This window comes from Desulfuromonas sp. CSMB_57 (assembly GCF_020194955.2).
Lineage (GTDB): Bacteria > Desulfobacterota > Desulfuromonadia > Desulfuromonadales > Syntrophotaleaceae > JAFCIY02.
In genome coordinates this window covers 48,462-65,982 of the sequence record NZ_JAFCIY020000030.1, presented here as the reverse complement: position 1 = coordinate 65,982, position 17,521 = coordinate 48,462, and the positions used below count along the sequence as shown (strand labels likewise).

12 protein-coding genes and 1 riboswitch are annotated in these 17,521 nt (G+C 63.2%); of the genes, 5 read left to right on the top strand and 7 right to left on the bottom strand.

Going from position 1 to position 17,521, the window contains the following annotated elements; translation table 11 throughout:
• Positions 1 to 20: 20 nt before the first annotated feature.
• Together JQN68_RS09440 and JQN68_RS09435 are read right to left on the bottom strand one after the other, a co-directional pair.
• Positions 21 to 557, bottom strand: a complete 537-nt coding sequence (locus JQN68_RS09440) for a TadE/TadG family type IV pilus assembly protein (RefSeq protein ID WP_225073703.1) — start codon at positions 555 to 557, stop codon at positions 21 to 23.
• 24 nt (positions 558 to 581) lie between these two features.
• Positions 582 to 1,004, bottom strand: coding sequence for a TadE family protein (locus JQN68_RS09435; RefSeq protein ID WP_249621140.1), 423 nt, complete (start codon positions 1,002 to 1,004; stop codon positions 582 to 584).
• 364 nt (positions 1,005 to 1,368) lie between these two features.
• Between JQN68_RS09435 and JQN68_RS09430 the strand changes: the two genes are divergently transcribed.
• Positions 1,369 to 3,519: a thioredoxin domain-containing protein gene (locus JQN68_RS09430; RefSeq protein WP_225073705.1), complete on the top strand. Its 2,151-nt coding sequence runs from the start codon at positions 1,369 to 1,371 to the stop codon at positions 3,517 to 3,519.
• Positions 3,520 to 3,597: 78 nt separating this feature from the next.
• On the opposite strand, the gene JQN68_RS09425 is transcribed toward JQN68_RS09430, so the two are convergent.
• From JQN68_RS09425 to JQN68_RS09405, 5 genes are all read right to left on the bottom strand, one after another.
• Complete coding sequence (locus JQN68_RS09425; protein WP_225073706.1) at positions 3,598 to 3,873, bottom strand: DUF4242 domain-containing protein; 276 nt, start codon at positions 3,871 to 3,873, stop codon at positions 3,598 to 3,600.
• Between the two features lie 172 nt (positions 3,874 to 4,045).
• Positions 4,046 to 4,561 (bottom strand): hypothetical protein, encoded by a 516-nt coding sequence (locus JQN68_RS09420; RefSeq protein ID WP_225073707.1) that lies wholly within the window; start codon positions 4,559 to 4,561, stop codon positions 4,046 to 4,048.
• A 101-nt stretch (positions 4,562 to 4,662) separates the two neighbouring features.
• Positions 4,663 to 8,037: a UvrD-helicase domain-containing protein gene (locus tag JQN68_RS09415; RefSeq protein ID WP_225073540.1), complete on the bottom strand. Its 3,375-nt coding sequence runs from the start codon at positions 8,035 to 8,037 to the stop codon at positions 4,663 to 4,665.
• Entirely contained in the window at positions 8,034 to 10,721 is a 2,688-nt protein-coding gene (locus JQN68_RS09410) for a PD-(D/E)XK nuclease family protein (protein WP_225073539.1), read from the bottom strand. Before JQN68_RS09410 ends, JQN68_RS09415 begins: the two co-directional genes overlap by 4 nt.
• The gene (locus JQN68_RS09405) at positions 10,718 to 11,095 is read right to left on the bottom strand and encodes a VanZ family protein (RefSeq protein ID WP_225073538.1); all 378 of its coding nucleotides are present in this window, start codon (positions 11,093 to 11,095) and stop codon (positions 10,718 to 10,720) included. The genes JQN68_RS09410 and JQN68_RS09405 overlap by 4 nt, the downstream gene beginning before the upstream one ends.
• 255 nt (positions 11,096 to 11,350) lie before the next feature.
• Between JQN68_RS09405 and JQN68_RS09400 the strand changes: the two genes are divergently transcribed.
• The 4 genes from JQN68_RS09400 (at position 11,351) to JQN68_RS09385 (ending at position 17,222) form a co-directional block, all read left to right on the top strand.
• Entirely contained in the window at positions 11,351 to 11,818 is a 468-nt protein-coding gene (locus JQN68_RS09400; RefSeq protein ID WP_225073537.1) for an RrF2 family transcriptional regulator, read from the top strand.
• A gap of 190 nt (positions 11,819 to 12,008) precedes the next feature.
• Entirely contained in the window at positions 12,009 to 13,721 is a 1,713-nt protein-coding gene (glgP, locus tag JQN68_RS09395) for an alpha-glucan family phosphorylase (RefSeq protein ID WP_225073536.1), read from the top strand.
• Positions 13,722 to 13,796: 75 nt separating this feature from the next.
• The gene (gene metF / locus JQN68_RS09390; RefSeq protein WP_225073535.1) at positions 13,797 to 14,708 is read left to right on the top strand and encodes a methylenetetrahydrofolate reductase [NAD(P)H]; all 912 of its coding nucleotides are present in this window, start codon (positions 13,797 to 13,799) and stop codon (positions 14,706 to 14,708) included.
• Positions 14,709 to 14,900: 192 nt separating this feature from the next.
• Positions 14,901 to 14,977, top strand: a riboswitch (cyclic di-GMP riboswitch).
• Positions 14,978 to 15,110: 133 nt separating this feature from the next.
• Positions 15,111 to 17,222 carry a methyl-accepting chemotaxis protein gene (locus JQN68_RS09385; RefSeq protein WP_225073534.1) on the top strand — a complete coding sequence of 704 codons (2,112 nt, stop codon included), beginning with the start codon at positions 15,111 to 15,113 and terminating at the stop codon, positions 17,220 to 17,222.
• Positions 17,223 to 17,521: the final 299 nt, after the last annotated feature.

Here is a 17,521-nt window from a genome sequence, read left to right as displayed (position 1 = left end):
TTCCCTCCTCCATCAGTGTGTCAGAGAACCGTTGCGGAATACAGCAGCCGGGTTCTTCCGAAGAAATTGTTGAATATGGGTTCGTAGCGATAGAACACCTCAACGGCAATGATCTCTTCGTTGGGATTAAGGGTAAGGCTGATGTTGGCGGGCCTGGAAGGGTTGAGGGGATTTTGAATTCTGCAGCGCCCTGAATCCCATGGTCGATTGCAGGGCCAGACGCTGCTGTCGGGTGGGCTGCCCATCTGGGAACCGGTCCAGCGGTACTGTTCCGTCACCTGCGCCACCCCGTCGTTTTCGATGATTCGGGTCAGATAGATCATCGCCGCGTTCCGCATATCGACCTGCCGGGCCGTACGCGCTACGGCATTGAGAATTTCCGGAGTTTGCGTCGAGGTGCGGGTGGCCAGGTTGGCGCCCTCACGGCTGACATTAATGATGGCATTGTTGGTGAACAGCGCCCGGGAAAACTCTATGATGCCAAACACCAAGACGATCAGCAAAGGCAATAACAGCGCGAATTCCACCACGGAAACCCCATGATCGTTCAGTTTCATAGCCGTCCTTGTTTGCGTTTAGGGTTAAAACATCTCATTGCGCATGGCCGTACTGACCGTAAAGTGATAGGTCCCCTCGGAGAAAAACGGACGGATCAATGGCGTCAGCAAGGGCCACGAACAGTTGAGGTTGATGACGATGGTCTCACCGGGCTGCCCGAAACCGGCCACTGCGTTGCCATCGGCGTCGGTTACCTCGGTGTCGTCGACAACCTTATCGTACAGCCCCAGAGAGCTTTTCTTAATTTTTTCCAGTACTGCCGCATCGCGGATGCGGGCCGCTTCATCGGGGTTCGGATCCAGATCCTTGCGTCCGGTAATGGCGTAACGGGCGCCTTCCCGCACCGCGTGTTGCATGGTCAGGTTGACCCAGAACATGACACCCAGGTCAACCACCGCAAAGAACAACAGCAGAAAGACCGGTACGATGAGGGCAAACTCCACCACGGATACCCCCGCGCATCGGTTCCTGATTCTGACCTTCTGATCCTGATTGACACCCATAATACGCCCTTTTAAATATTTTTCTAATTTAAAACCAACGTGAACAGCGTTTTGAAATGACAAATACCTTAAAAAACGCTTCTGTCAACCTTTTAGACAAAGTTTTATTAAACAGGAAATAATTGTTCGCAAGAGATCCAGGAGAGAGAGAGTAAGACCCTTCTTCCCGGCTACCTGAATTGTCATGGAGGAATGAATTTTTGCCGGCCCGGAGCACCAGGCCCCGGTTTGCATATATGCAGTGGCTTGTTAAGGTTTAACAATCGCGCCAGCAAATAGTCGGAGTTTTTCATCCTAGGAGTTCACCATGTCCCATACGCTAGATCGCGACACCCTGGTTGCCCGCCTGTCGGCCCTGGACACATCGACCCTGCCTCCGGATGGCGGACCGGATTTCAACCGCCTGGTTTTTGAGAAAAGTCCCTACCTGCTGCAGCATGCCGCCAACCCCGTCGACTGGTATCCCTGGGGCGAGGAAGCCTTCGCCGCGGCCAAGGCGGAGAACAAGCCGGTTCTGGTGTCCATCGGCTATTCCACCTGCCACTGGTGCCATGTCATGGAACAGGAATCCTTCGAGGATCCCGAGGTCGCCGCCGTGCTGAAGCGGCATTTCATCGCCATCAAGGTGGACCGCGAAGAACGGCCCGATATCGACAATACCTATATGACGGTCTGTCAACTCCTGACCGGCGGCGGTGGATGGCCCTTGAACGTCTTTCTGGCGCCGGACAAAACCCCCTTTTTCGCGGCCACCTACCTGCCCCGCAACGCGCGGGGGGAGGCGTCGGGCATCATCGAGGTTCTGGAACGCATCGGCACCATGTGGACATCGGATCCCGAGCGCCTGTTGCAAACCGGCCGGGAACTGCGCGACATGCTGTTGAAGATGGAGGAGCCGACCGCCACCGTCGGATCCTCCGGCGCCCTAAAGGATGTCCCGCTGCAGAGGGCCTACGAGAAATACCTGGAAAACTTCGACGACAAGCGCGGCGGCTTCAGCGACGCGCCCAAATTCCCCACGCCCCACAACCTGTCCCTGCTGCTGCGCATTCATGCCCGCTTTGGCTTGGACAACGCCCGGACCATGGCCCTGCGTACCCTGCAGCACATTCGCCTGGGCGGCATCTATGACCATGTCGGTTTTGGCGTGCACCGTTATTCCGTGGATACCTTCTGGCGGGTGCCCCATTTCGAAAAGATGCTTTACGACCAGGCGTTGCTGGCAACGGCGGCGTTGGATGCCTTCCAGGCCAGCGGCGATGGCTTTTTCAGCAATACCGCCGATGAGATTCTGCGTTACGTCATACGGGATCTGACCCACCACGGCGGAGCTTTCTGTTGCGGGGAGGATGCCGATTCGGAAGGCGCCGAAGGCACCTTCTATCTGTGGACCCCGGAACAGGTCGAGGAGGTCCTGGGGCATGAACATGGCACCATTTTCTGCCATTGCTACGAAATTTCTCCCGAGGGCAACTTCGAAGGAAAGAACATACCGCGGCTGGAAATGGATCTGACGGAATGGGCCAAATGGTTCGGCGTTCCCGCCCAGGAGTTGGGCGCGGTGCTCGCCCTGGGTCTCCAAAAGCTCCAGGAAGCCCGGCAGCAGCGCGTGCGTCCCTACCGGGACGACAAGATCCTGACGGCCTGGAACGGCCTGATGATTGCCGCCATGGCCCGCGGCGGGGCGATTTTGGGATACGATGAATATGTTCAGGCCGCCGCCCGCGCGGCGGACTTTATTCTGAACACCATGCGCGACACATCAGGCCGCCTGTTGCGACGCTATCGCGACGGCGAAGCCGCCATTCCGGGCTTTCTGGAGGACTACGCGTTCTTCATCCAAGGGCTGCTGGAACTCTATCAGGCCACCTTCGATCATCGCTACCTGGGCGAAGCGCTGTGCCTGACCAAAGCCATGCAAGCCCTGTTCGGCAACGAGGATGGGGTTTATTTTGATTCCGGCACGGATGCGGAGGAGGTCTTGGGGCGCAAACGGACCCTGGTCGATGCGGCCGTCCCGGCCGGCAATTCCGTGGCGGCCCTGGTGCTGTTGCAACTCGCCGTCATGACCGGCGATCGCTCCCTGGAAGAGGCCGGTGAAGCGGTGTTGCGGGCTTCAGCCCAACAGATGAACAAGTATCCCACCGGCAGCGCACAGTTGCTCCTCGCCCTGGATTTCGCCCTCGGTCCCCGCCAGGTATTGGTACTGGCCGGCGATCCGACAACCCCCCGGGCCAAGGCCATGCTGCGAACCCTGCGGCAACGCTTCCGGCCGCGTACCCTGGTGCTTTGGCGCCGGCCTCAAGACGCCGCCCTGGACGAACTGGCACCGGTAGTTCGGGGCAAACGGCCTCTGGACGACGGCGTCACGGCTTACCTGTGCCGGGAGCAGGCCTGCCTGGAACCGGCGCGCAGCCCGGAAGAACTGGCGGCGTTGTTGGATCAGTCGGAAGTCTGACCGCGTTTAAACCGAAACGCCCCCGTCAGCGTGGTGACGGGGGCGTTTCGGTTTTACCATGGATCCATTCCGGCCGGATTAGCCTTCAGCCGTGGTCGGATCGATAACGGTACGAATTTCGCTGACGCGATTGGCGGGGAAACCGCCTTTTTCGGCATGCTCGCGTACCGCATCTTCACTGGGCGCAATGTAGATGCAGTAGATCTTGTCGTCCGTCACATAACTTTCCACCCACTGGATGGTGGGCCCCATGGATTGCAGAACACCGCAGGAATGTTGGGAAATTCCCTGCAATTCCGGTCCGGAAAGCTTGCCTGCGCCGGGCAGTTCACGCTCGATCACAAATTTCGGCATGTGCCATATCCCCTTTCGTAACAGGTTGAGGTACGGCCGACCTGGCCGCACCATTCCCTACATATTGCCTGCAAACCGGTTCCAAATGCAACACTGTTTTGAAAGCTGGGCGACGCCTGAAGACACCAGGCAAAACCGGCAGATTAATGCAAAAACAACATGTTGCAAAGCATTAATTCTTGACCGAAACAATCTGGATATCGGTACCGCCCTGCTGCCGGTTTTCCGTCAGCACCACCGTGGTTGATCGTTTCTCGCCCTCCATGGCAAAGGTCACCATTTTGCCGTCCGGAACACTCATTTCGAAAATATGCGGATTCTTTTCCTTGAGCTGACCCTGGTAGAAATCCTTCACCTTGTCCAAGCCATCCTTGGTATGCAGCATAACGGAGGAAACGTGTTCCACACCCTCGTTGCCCTGCTGCGAGGCTCTGAAACTGCCGCTTTCCGCAGCGCCGGCCCCGGGATACACGGGCACCTTCATATCCTTGGGCAGTTCGCCGCCACTTTGGGTAAAGGTAGTGGTCCCATCCTTGCCGGTCACCGTCACGCTGCTGACTTCGCCGTCCTTGCGGGTCACGGTAACGTCGCCTTCCGGGGTCTTCACCACCTGCTGCTCCTCCTTCTTGCCGCATCCGACGCCCATCAACAACGCCGCCACCATGGCCGAACCGATCAGTTTGCGCATCTTCCTCCTCCTGGTTTGAGTTTTCCCGCCTTCCGCCTTCCGCCTTCCGCCTTCCGCCTTCAGCCTTCAGCCTTCAGCCTTCAGCCTTCAGCCTTCAGCCTTCAGCCTTCAGCCTGATCATAAACCCACCACCCCCCGAACAGGGGAAAATACAGAGCGGTGCGAACCGCTGTTCCGGGTCGCCAACGGGTCATCAGGGCTGCATAGACCTCCAGTTGCGGGCGATAGCGCTCTCCTTCCCTGGCCATGAACTGCGCCGGATCTTCCGTGCCGGGCTCCACCGTCTTATAGTCGACGATCCAGCGTACCCCATCACCGTCGACAAAGGTTCGATCCAGTATGGCATGCACCAGGCGATCGTCCAGGGTCCCGCACAGGGCCAGTTCACAAAAGGCTTCGGCATGGTCCGCGAGCAGCCAGCATCCCCGTGCATCGGCCAGAGTCCGGCACAGGGCACGCAATACCAGGCCGGCGGCCTGCTCCAGGCGGTCGGCTGCAATGCCAAGCTGCCCGAGGCGACGCCGCATAACGGGCAACTCCCGCTGCAGTCTGCCCTCCGACCAACCGGCAAGCCCCTCCGCGCCCATGCGCGCCAGCCAGGCATGGGTGACGGTGCCGATATGCCGCCCGTCTTCGGTTTGGGGCGCCAGACAAAGCTGGTCCTGGCCGGCCGCCAGGGCCGATGGCTGCAGGACGGGCGGACCTGCGGCAATCAGGGCGTCCGCCAGGGACGGCCGTTGCCAACCGACGGGTAGCCGGCACAAAGGCGCGGCGACCGCCGGAGCCTGACCGTCCGCAGCGTCGGCGTCTGGGGCCAAGGCCTGAAAGCCATCGGCAACCTGCGGCCAGAGCCGGGCCAGGAAGGAACCGTTTTCCGGTCGCCACCCGCCGCTGTTGTCCGCCCGGGCATGGCCCAGCAGATGCAACCGGTGCCGGGCTCGCGTCGCCGCCACGTACAACAGGCGCGTCGCCTCCAGGTCGTGCTTTTGCTGTTCGATGCGGGCAATGGCATCGTAAATGGGGTCACGGGTCCGGCCGTCCAGGGGGGCGATGGGCGCCAGCAGCAGACCGGCCTCCGGCAGTTCCAGCCAGCGCATCAGGGGCGGATCATCACCCCGCGGCCGCCGGCCCAGACCGGGCAATATCACCGTATCGAACTCCAGTCCCTTGGCCTTGTGGATGGTCATGACCTGCAGGCCGCCGTCGGCCAGGGGATCGGGGGCGGCGTACAGTTGCGCCAGCCTGGCTTCCAGCTCTTCGTAGGGCAGCAGGTCGCCGCCGTGATCGCAGTCTTCCAGCAGACTCAGCACCGCGGCGGCATCCGCCAGCCCGGCTTCATCGGTGCAGGCGGGTCCGCCCAAGGCCAGCCAGGCCCCTTCCACCAGGGAACGCAGGGATTGCCGGCCGCGCTGGGCGGCGGCTTCGCCGAGAATCCGCCAGGTGCGTTCCAACCGGCGCCGGCCCTCCGCCGACAACCCGGCCAAACGTTGCGGCTCACGCAGCAGGTCCGCCAGGGTGCGCCCGGCGCCGTCGCGGCACAGGCTGTCCAGTTCCGCCAGGGCGAGGCCGCACCAGGGCGCCCGCAGCACCGCCAGCAGAGCGATGCGATCGGCGGGGTGCAGCAGGGCACGGGTCAGGCACAACAGGTCCCGCGCCACCTCCCGATCGGCCAGGGGATCGATCTCCTGGGCGGCGAACCGCAGACCGGCAGCGCGCAGCGCCGCGACAATCGCCTGCAGGTGACTGCGGGCGCGGACCAGCACCGCGACGCTGCCCTGCGGATCCAGGCGCCGTGCCTCCCGCACCAGTTCCAGCACCCGGCCCGCTTCGGCGCCGTCGTCCCGCCCGGCAAAGGGATGCACCTGCACCGCCGCTCCGGCCCGGACCGGCCGCACGGCCACGGAGGAAGCATAACAGACGCCGCCCAGAGCCTCGTTTTCCCGTGCCGGGAACAGATCCGGAAAGGTCCGGTTGACCCACTCGACGATGCCGGCCTGGGAACGGAAATTGGCGCACAGGGTCAGGGTTTCCAGGGGCAGAGCACCGATACCGTGCCGCCGGCTGCGCAGATAGAGGCCGACCTCCGCCTCCCGAAACCGGTAGATGGACTGCATGGGATCGCCGACCAGGAACAGGCTGCGGCCGTCGCCGGGCTGCCAGCCGGCGGTGAGCTTGGCCAGCAGCAGGTATTGTCCCCAGGAGGTATCCTGGAATTCATCCACCAGGATATGCTGAATGCGGCGATCCAGATGCAACATCAGATCCGTGGGCGCGTCGCAGTCCCCGAGAGCCCGGCCGGCGGCTTGGGCCACCTCGACGAAATCCGTCAGGCCGCGCTCCCGAAACACCAGCCACAGTTCCGCCACCGCCCGTGGCAACAGGGCCACCAGGGCCTGCAGAATGCGCCATTGTCCGGCTTCATAGACCACCGGCGGCAGTTGGCGTACCGCCGCCCAGGCTTCGGCCAGGGCCGGAATGGCGGCCAGTTCTTCCAAGACCCCGGCCATGGCCTGCTTCATGGCCGGGAAGGCCCCGCTTTTGTGGGCCGGGAAGCCGCAGTTCTTGTCCAGCTTTTTGCGCAGAGTGTCGCCGGCCGTCAACAGCAGATCCGCCAGGGCCTGCCAATCATCCAGATCCTCGGCTTGGGGAAGAGGAAAAGCAGCCAGATCATGCAGGCGGCCGATGCGCCCGCCTGTGCCCCTCTCCGGCAGGTGGGCGGCGGCAAACGCGGCCAGGGCCGGCAAAGCCGAGGTAACGGAGGATGGCAGCAACGCCTGCAACCCCTGCAGATGCTCTGTAACCAGGGTGCGCAGGCTGTCCTCCAGGACGCGACGCTGCCCTTCGGCGTTCTGCCCGGCCAAATGCCGCAGCCACTGATCGCGGCGGGCCAGCATGGCCACCAGCAGATCCCGCAGCCGCTCCAGCCGGTTGTCGAGGTGGGCCAACAGCTCCTGCACGGCGGCACTTTCCGGGGCTTCCTGTTCGGCCAGGTCCAGCACCCGCTCGGCCGCTGCCCGATACAGCTCGGCGGCCTCCTCCGTCACCGTCGCCTGGGCGCCGAACCGGGACAGCCAGGGCATGCGCCGCACCAGGGACGCGCACAGGCCGTCGATGGTCTGCACCGTCAGGCGGGCCGGATGCTCGAGCAGCCGCCACTGGCGCCGCTCGTCGTTGGCCAGGGCAGCCCGCGCCAACTGCCAGGTCTGGCGGGCATGCTCCGTTTGCGGTTCCGGCCCCCGGGCCTCCACCAGGGCCCGGCCGAGGCGCTCGCGCATCTCGCCGGCGGCCTTGCGGGTAAAAGTGACGGCCAAAATCTCTTCCGGGGCCTCGACGGTCGCCAGCAGGGCCAGAATCCGCTGGATGAGCAGTTCGGTCTTACCGCTGCCGGCCGGCGCCTGAACGATGAAGGAGCGCCGGACGTCGAGGGCCTGCTGCCGCGCCTGGTAGTCGGGAGGCCGGGAAGTGGAATCGGTCATGGCGTCTCCTCCGCAGCCTCGAAATCGGCCGTGCCGCCGATGCGGCACAGGGCCTGGAGGTCGCATCGGTCACAGGCCTGGCGGGCACTGATGGGATCGACCTCCGCCCGCCCTGCGGCAAAGGCCCGGGCCAGGTCCAGCAACGCCTCTCGCCAGAATTCCAGCAGGGACTGCCAGGCGCTGCCGCCTGCCGGCACCGGCAAACCCCCATCGGTCACTGCCGCCACCCGGGGCAGGATCTCGTCCCGGCAGGCCAGGCCGACAAAGCCGCAGTCACCACGCCGCACCCGGCCGAAGGCCACGGCCGCCAGTTCCTCCTGCTGTCGCCCGACTCCATAGAGGGGCAATTGCGGTTCCACCGGACGTCGGCCAAGAAGGTCGCCTAGGGCGGGACGGCCGGTTTTGTAATCGATGATGAGGCGGCTGCCATCCGCCAGGCGATCGATGCGATCAATGCGGGTCTGAATGGTGAGTTGCGCCAGACTTTCCTGGTGCCACCGCTCCAGTTCTTCCACCACAAAAGGCGCCCGCGCCCCTTCCACCAGCAGCCATTCCGCCAGCAGTTCCGTCAGGCGCCGGGCCTCGATGGCGCGCAGCGCCGCCGGCAGGTGGAGCTGTCGATCCTTTTCCAGACGCTGCAAAGCCCGGTTCACGCAGGTCGCCAGCCGGGATCGTCGCGCCGACTCCGACAACGCCTGAAGCTGGTGCCAATCGCCGGTCTGGCGCCAAAAATGCTCCAGGGCATCGTGCACCAGCACGCCGCGATCCAGTCCGTCCAGACCGAGACTGCCGACGGCCAAGCCGTCGGCCGCCAGACGATGGCGCGCGTAGGCACGGAAAGGACAGAGCGCCTGGTCCTTGAGGATGGCGGTACCGCCGCTCACGCGCACCCCGGCCGGCAAAGGCGCGCCCAAGTCATCGACCCAAGCCTCCAGGGGGCCGGATTCCCGACGGACGATCCGGGCCGGAGCCTGACTGTCGGCCAACTCCGGGTTCCACTCCGGCAGGTGTCGGACCAGGGGACTGATGCGGCACGGCTGCCCGTCCTGCCGGGCCGGCCAGCTCACCACCACTTGGGGCGCCGCCGTCAACAGGCGGTCAAGGACGCGGCCGGCGAAATCAAGTTCGCGGGCCGCATCGGCATGGGGCATGCCGTGGCGGCGTTGCAGGTCCAGCGGCAAAAACGGGTTGGGGCGGGCCGGGGCCGGCAGGGCCTGCTCGTGCAGGCCGAGAATCCAGACGTGATCGAACTGCAACCCGGCCGCTTCCAGGGTACCGAGAATCTGCAGGCGCTCTTCGGAGCCCTGAGGCTGGAAGAGGGTCTCCCCGGCCGCCCGTTTCAGCAAGGTCAAGGCTTCGGCGCGCCCCATGGGAGAGCAGACCTCGTCATAGGCAGCCAGCCCGGCCAAGACTTCCTTCCAGGCAACGAACAGCTGGTAGTCGCGGCTGTCCAGTCTGCGATCCCCCGGCCAGTGGCAATCATCGAGCAGACGGGCGAAAGATTCGGCCCAGGCTCCCGGCCGGCGCCGGCTTCGATCCTCCAGGGCGGAGTGGACGTTTTCCAGCATCCGGGCAAAAATATCGCAGCGCCCCAGTCCCTTTTTAAAGCCGCTGCGGGCGCGCTTGACCAGTTGCGGGAGGGGCCAGGCAGTCTGGCGCAGCTGCCGCAGTTCACGGTCGAACAGGGCCCGTGCCGAGGACTCGGCGAGGTACCCCCAGACGAAGGGGGAACGCAGCAGGTAACTGATCCGGTCCAGGGCAACCTGCCGGCCGAGGGACAGCAGTTCCAGGGCGGCGACCACCATCCCCGTCGCAGCCAGGGGTGTGCCCAGGGAGAGATTGAAGGCTTTTTCCTGCGCGGCACCCGGCAGCAGGGAGGACGGTGCCAGCTCTTCCCGAAAGATGCGCTGCAGGGTTTTCTGGTAGGCTGCCAAATCGACAGCGATGATGCCGATGGTCGCATCGCTTTGAGCCAGCAGGTTGCGGGCCCAGCGGGCGCAGCGACGCACTTCGTCTTCCGGATCCAGGCCCGTCACCTGGCCGGCCCGGGAGGGTGCCCCCGGCGCCCCTCGCCAGCTGCCGACGGCAGCTCCGCCTGCCGCCAGGGCCGCGGTCAGCCTGAGGACGGCGGGCCGCAAGTCGTCGAACCCGGCCAGCCAGACCCGCTTGGGACAGATCGCCTCGCCCCACGCGAGGGCCGCCGCCAACCGCTCCGGCAGGCGGGCCGGATCCTGCCAGCCGCCGCGCTCCAGGGCCGCTTCAAACGCCCCCTGCCAACGCAGGAACACCTGGTGATCCTCGCCACCTTCGACAGCGTTGAAGGAAACCCCGTATTCGCACAGCAGGGCATGGGCTTCGCCGGCCAGCTTCGCGGTCTCGCCGACGCGCAACAACCCGGCGCCGCACTGCGTCAGGTCCTGCTCGATGATCTCCTCCCAGAGGCGCAGAGCCTGGGCGGGAGTCAGGCAGGCGTGGGCCAGCCCAAGCTGGTCGCATAACTCTTTCTGCCAACGGCCCAGGGAACGAATGGCCGGTGCCGCCCAGGCCTGCTCGCCCGCCGCGCGGCACTCGTCATCAAACAGCCGTCGCAGATATCGTTCCAGGCGCTGGTTGACGGTCAGCACCAAGGCGCCGTCCCGGGCCGCCTGCAGCAATTGGGCGAGAGGAAACCGGCTCTCCGTCACTGCCGCTCCTCCTGACTACCGCGCAGCAGGCGCGCGACACCGAATACCGCCGCTGCGCCCAGGGCATTGGCCAGGGCATCGGCCGGATGGCCGCTGCGGCGGCCGGACAGCAGAAATTGCGCCACCTCCATCAACCCCCCATAGGTCACCGCCAAAAGCAGCGCCCAGCGCCATGCGCGCCGCGCTCCCAAGCCAGGGGTAAAAGCCCAGCCGCCCAGCAGGGTCAGAAAGGCGTAGGCCAGCGCGTGTTGGAGTTTGTCCCAGCCGAGCAGACCGCTCTGCGGCACCGGCGGACGATCCATGAGGGATAGCAGCATGATGGTCAGGGCGGTCAACAGATAGATGGCAACGCGGATGCCGCTGCGGTGTGACATGAGGGGAAAAAACCTTTCCGGTTCTGCATCTGACAGCAGGGGCTGTGACATCCGGGTTAGAATACGTTATTTGGGCGACGAATAAAACCCCGATTCGTGACCGCGGCTCGTGGGGAATGCGCGGGGACAAGACACCCTCAGGTTTCGCCGCGCTGCAGAAGCTTGACTTATCAGTGCGGATATAACACAATCAGGGTCAGGATTTTATCGACTTTTTCCATCAGGTTTCACTCTTGCACCACCGGGAGGTCCGCTGTGCGACTGTCAACCAAAAGCCGTTACGGCCTGCGCGCATTGTTCGACATGGCCTACAATGCCGGGACTCAGCCGACTCAGGTCAAGGATATTTCCCGTCGGCAGGATATTTCCCCCCGCTACCTGGAACAGATTTTCCAATCCTTTAAGAAGGCCGGCATCCTGAAAAGCAAAAAAGGCCCTCAAGGCGGTTATTTCCTGGCTCGCAAGCCGGATCAGATTACCGTCAAGGATATCGTTGCCGCTGCCGAAGGGGATACGCTGCTGGTCAGTTGCACGGCGCCGAAACCCAAAAGCGGTAAAGGCTGCAACCTGGCCGGTCAATGCGTCACCCAGACCGTCTGGCAGGAAGCGGCGGAGATTCTGGGCGATTACTATAGCTCCATCACCCTGCAGACCCTCTGCAACCGGGCCGATGACATGGGTTTCAAGCGCGAGTCCGATGAACACCTGATGTATTACATCTGAGACCAACATCCCCATTGACCCCCGACGGTTTTCGTATAAGCTAGGAGCCACACCTGTTTCCGTCGTGCTCCGACCGGATCCGGCTTGGCAATGCTAACTGCCGCCAAGGGGTCCCGGGGCGCCCTCGGGATGGGGGCGCAAGGCCTTTTGCCCGGGAAAAACAACACCTTTCAAGCGAGAACTGGCCGTCATGAGCGACTGGAAGTCCTACCTAACCGAGCCGCGCATTGCCTATTTTTCCATGGAGATCGGCCTGACGGCGGACATTCCCACCTACAGCGGCGGTCTCGGCGTGCTGGCCGGCGACACCATCAAGACCGCCGCCGACCTGAAGCTGCCCATGGTCGCCGTGACCCTGGTACATCGACAGGGGTATTTCAACCAACGCCTCGACCGGGAAGGCTGGCAGCAGGAAGAACCCAGCACCTGGAGCCCGGAAACCGTTCTGGAATGCCTGCCGAACAAGGCGCTGGTCAGCATCGAAGGCCGCGACGTCAAGGTTCAGGCCTGGCTGTACCGGGTCAAAAGCCCGACCGGCGGCGAGATCCCGGTGCTGTTTTTGGATACGGACATCCCCGGCAACGCCCCCGAAGACCGCCGCATCACGGATGTCCTGTACGGCGGCGATCAGGCCTATCGCCTGAAACAGGAAATCGTCCTCGGCATGGGTGGCGCCCGCCTGCTCTCCCAACTCGGCTTCCGGGTGCGCAAATACCACATGAACGAAGGTCATGCCAGCCTGCTGACCCTGGAACTGTTGAATCGCACCCGGCGTCCGGTGGAGGACACCTGGGATGAGCGCGCCTCCTGGGATGTGCGCAAAGTGACGGTGCAATGCGTGTTCACCACCCATACGCCGGTGGAAGCCGGGCACGACCAGTTCTCCTACGACCTGGTGGAGCGCATCCTGGGCCATGAAACACCCATCTCACTGCTCAAGGAACTGGGCGGCCAGGACCATCTCAACATGACCCGACTGGCCATGAATCTCAGCAGTTTCACCAACGGGGTGGCCAAAAAACATGGCGAAGTCTCCCAGGCCCTGTTTCCCGGCTTCGAGATCCACGCCATCACCAACGGCATCCACCCTTTTACCTGGGCGTCCCCCTATTTCGTCAACCTGTTCAACCACTACCTCCCAAGTTGGGGCACCGAGCCGGAAATGCTGGTGCGGGTGGACAGCATCCCGGACGAAGAAATCTGGGAAGCCCACTGTGGCGCCAAGGCCTACCTGTTCCAGTACATCGAGGAAACCACCGGCACCGCCCTGAATCCGGACCTGTTGACCATCGGCTTTGCGCGCCGGGCCGCAACCTACAAGCGCGGCGATCTCATCTTCCGGGACATGGATCGGCTCCTGGCCATCGCCAAGGGCCGCCTCCAGATCGTCTTCGGCGGCAAGGCCCATCCTCGAGACCAGGAAGGCAAGGAACTGATCCACAACATCGTCCAGCACATCCAGCGCTACAGCGACCAGATTCCCATGGTCTACCTGAGCGACTACAACATGGATGTGGCCGGCCGCCTGATTCCCGGCGTCGACCTGTGGCTCAACAATCCCCTGCGCCCCCTCGAAGCCTCCGGCACCAGCGGCATGAAAGCGGCCCTCAACGGAGTGCCGAACTTCAGCGTGCTGGATGGCTGGTGGATCGAAGGCCACATCGAAGGCGTGACCGGCTGGTCCATCGGCCCGCCGCCCGACGGACCTTCCATCACCCAGAACCATTCGGAACAAGATGCCCACGATCTGTACCAGAAACTGGAAAAGGTCATCCTGCCCCTGTATTATCAGGATCGCCCGGGCTGGATCCGCGTCATGAAAAACGCCATCGGCAAGAACGCCTATTATTTCAACACCCATTTCATGATGCGACGCTACGTGACGGAAGCCTATTTCCGCTGAGGCGGCGAAAGCCGCTTTCGCAACCGGCAACGTCGTTCACAAAACAAGCTTTGGCTCTGACCACGGATTTTCAGCATGCATATCCAAGATATCTTCGCCCGCCACGCCACCACCTTCTCCTTTGAGTTCTTTCCGCCCAAAACGGACAAGGCGGCCTCGCACCTCTACGAGTCCATCCGGCAACTGGAAGCCCTGCAGCCCCATTTCACCTCCGTCACCTACGGGGCCGGCGGTTCGACCCGGGAACGCACCCACGACCTGGTCATGCGCATTCACGACCAGACCAGCCTCGATCCCATTCCCCATCTGACCTGCGTCTGCAGCAGTGAAGCGGAAATCCAGCGCATCCTGGAGCGCTATGCCGCCGCGGGCATCAGCAACATTCTCGCTCTGGCCGGCGATCCGCCCCCGGAGGCAGGCATTTACGATCGCTCCCGGGATGCCTTTCCCCATGCCGCCGACCTGGTCCGCTTCATCCGCCGCTTCAATGAAGGCGGCATGCATCCCGACCGGCGCGGCTTCGGCATCGGCGTCGCCGGCTTTCCCGAAGGACACCCCGGCACCCCCAACCGGTTGCTGGAAATGGATCACCTGAAAGCCAAGGTGGACGAAGGCGCCGATTACATCTGCACCCAGCTGTTTTTCGACAACCGGGATTTCTACGACTTCCGCGAGCGCTGCGAACTGGCCGGAATTCGCATTCCCATCATTGCCGGCATCATGCCCATCGCCACCTTCGAAGGCATGCAACGCATGGCGGAACTGGCCGCCGGCGCCCGTTTTCCCGCCTCCCTGCTGCGCGCCGTCCAGCGCTGCCAGAAGGATCCCGAAGCCATCCGCCGCATCGGCATCCACTGGGCCACGGAACAGTGCCGGGACCTCCTGGACAACCAGGTGCGCGGCATCCATTTCTATACCCTCAATCATTCCGACGCCACCCGCCAGATCTACCTCAATCTCGGCCTGGAGCACTTTCCGCGCGACTGATGGCGGCTCGGACCGCCTGCCGAACCGCCCTTCAGCAAATCCTGCCTGTCCCCAAGCCATCCGCCCAAGCGGATAAACTACCTGTCTTTTCCGTGGCAACATTCTCCTGTCGCCCGGCGCCAAAAAAAAGTGCGGTTGAAAAATTAGAATTGTTGACAAATAATTTTTTTTCTATAAGCATATCCTTGACAATCACGACAAGAGCAAACCCGGGGTGACCCGGGGACGCAAAGCCACGGATCCTGTAAAGCGATGGCCGGGTTACCGAATGATGCCGAACCACCACTACCGACCTATTTTCGTTCCCTGCAGCACCCTTCCGATCCTCGGAATGGGTGTTTTTTTATTTTATTTTTTCGCTGCCAAGGTTCTTTTCCCTCACCCCTGCTAGGAGGAAACTTCGTGAAACTCAACCTGCGCCAGAAATTGTTATTGCCTACAGCCTTGATCATCCTGGTGTGCCTGTCCGCATCCGGCCTGGTGTCCTATCGCAGCGCCCGCAATGCCCTGCAGACGGCCCTGCGCGGCCAGATGAACATCAGCGCCACCGGCATCGCCACACAAATCGACAGCTACCTCGGGGATCTGCAGCGAACCTTCAAAACCCTGTCCGGCCGCAATGTGGTCCGCGACCTGCTGGAGGCAGGGACAGGCGCCTCGGGCAGGCAGGTGGATGCCGCCAACGATGCCCTGCTGCAGATGCTGGCCGATTATCCCGAGCAGTTTGAGTTCCTCGCCATCACCGACGCCACCGGCACCGCCATTGCCGCCACGGACCCCGCCCAGATCGGAACACTGCGCATCCACGACCGGCAATACTTCCAGACCGCCATGCAGGGCTCCGCCGCCAGGGAACTGGTGCAGAGCCGGGCTACGGGCCAGCCGGCCCTCATCATCGCCCAGCCCATCCAGCGCGATGGACAAACGGTCGGGGTCAGCTTGGGGGCCGTAAAGTTGACCTACATCGCCAGCCACTTCATCGCCCCGGCCCGCATCGGCGACCACGGCTACGCCTACCTGGTGGATTCCGGCGGCCGCTTCCTGGCCCACCCCCAGCAGGAAAACATTTTCACCAAGTCCATCGGCGACACGGATTGGGGCCAGGAAATGCTGCGCACCAAAAGCGGCATGCTGACCTACGCCTGGCAGGGGGTGCCCAAACAGGTGGTCTTCAAGGAAGTGTCCAATACCGGCTGGATCGTCGCGGCCGGAGCCGATTTCGACGATATCTTCGCGCCCCTGGCCGGTATCCGCTGGATCAGCCTGCTGGCCGGCCTGTTCACCCTGGCCGGCGTCGGCATCGGCCTGTACCTGGTGTCCGATTCCATCGTCAAGGCCCTGAGGCAGGGCGTCGCCCTGGCCGAAGACATCATGGCCGGCGATGTCAGCCGCCGCCTGCGCCTGAACCGCGATGACGAAATCGGCACCCTGGCCAAGGCCCTGGACCGCATGGCCGACGGCCTGGAGGAAAAGGTCCAGGCGGCCCAGAAAATTGCCGCAGGCGATCTGACCATCGAGGTCCAACTGGCTTCCGAGCGGGATGTCCTGGGCAAGGCTCTGCGGCAGATGGTCGCCGGCCTGAGCGACCTGGTCACCCAACTGCAACTTGCCGGTGAACAGATTGCCGCCGGCAGCACCCAGGTGGCCGACGGCAGCCAGACCCTTTCCCAGGGGGCGACGGAATCGGCCGCTTCCCTGGAGGAAATTTCCGCCGCCATGGCGGAACTGGCTTCCCAGACCAAGCACAACGCGGATAACGCCCTGCAGGCCAATGCCCTTTCCGGCAGCGCCCAACAGAACGCGTCCGAGGGCAACCGGCTGATGTCCGGCATGGTCGAAGCCATGGCGGACATCAATCAATCGGCGGACAGCATTACCAAGATCATCAAGGTTATCGATGAAATCGCGTTTCAGACTAACCTGCTGGCCCTGAATGCCGCCGTGGAGGCGGCGCGGGCCGGGCAGCACGGCAAAGGTTTCGCCGTGGTGGCCGAGGAGGTGCGCAACCTGGCCGCCCGGAGCGCCAAGGCGGCCAAGGAAACGGAAGAGTTGATCGAAGAGTCGGGGCGCCGCACGGCACGGGGCGCGGAAATTGCCGACAAGACCGCCGCGGCCCTGAAGGATATCGTGACCGGCGCCGCCAAGGTTTCCGACCTGGTGGCCGATATTGCCGCAGCGTCCAAGGAACAGGCGGCGGGTCTGGAAGAAGTCAGCAAGGGGCTGGGGCAAATTGAATCGGTGACCCAGCAGACCACCGCCAATGCCGAGGAAAGCGCCGCGGCGGCGGAAGAACTGTCCGGCCAGGCCGAACATCTGCGGCAGATGCTGCGCCGTTTTCAGGTCAAGTCCGGCCGGCAACACCGGTCTTCGGCCGTAACAGGCAGCCGGCAATTCGACGCCCTGCCGACCTTGGCCACCGCCAACGGCGCGGCCGGCCAACCGGCCCGCCTTGCAGCACTGCCGGATCCGGCCGAACTGATCGCCCTGGATGATGGGGAGTTCGGCAGGTACTGAAAGTTTTAAAGGATTGAGTTTGAAGGGGCACGGCATGCCGTGCCCCTTGGCCACCAAATATTGTGCCGCCAGCTGTTGCAGCCGCCCGGCCCGGCGGATTTCCAATCCGGTCTTTCCCCCAATCGCTCCCTTGCATCCCCTGCATGACAACGTATCGCTTAGGACGCCTGATCCTGTACCTTCAACCAAGTCCCCAGCCGGCACGTGGCATCTAATTGCTGGTTTTGGAAAAAATCCGGTAGTATTATCATAGTTCGCACATCGCGTTTCAATTGAACCGGTCCGGCCCCAAGCGTGCC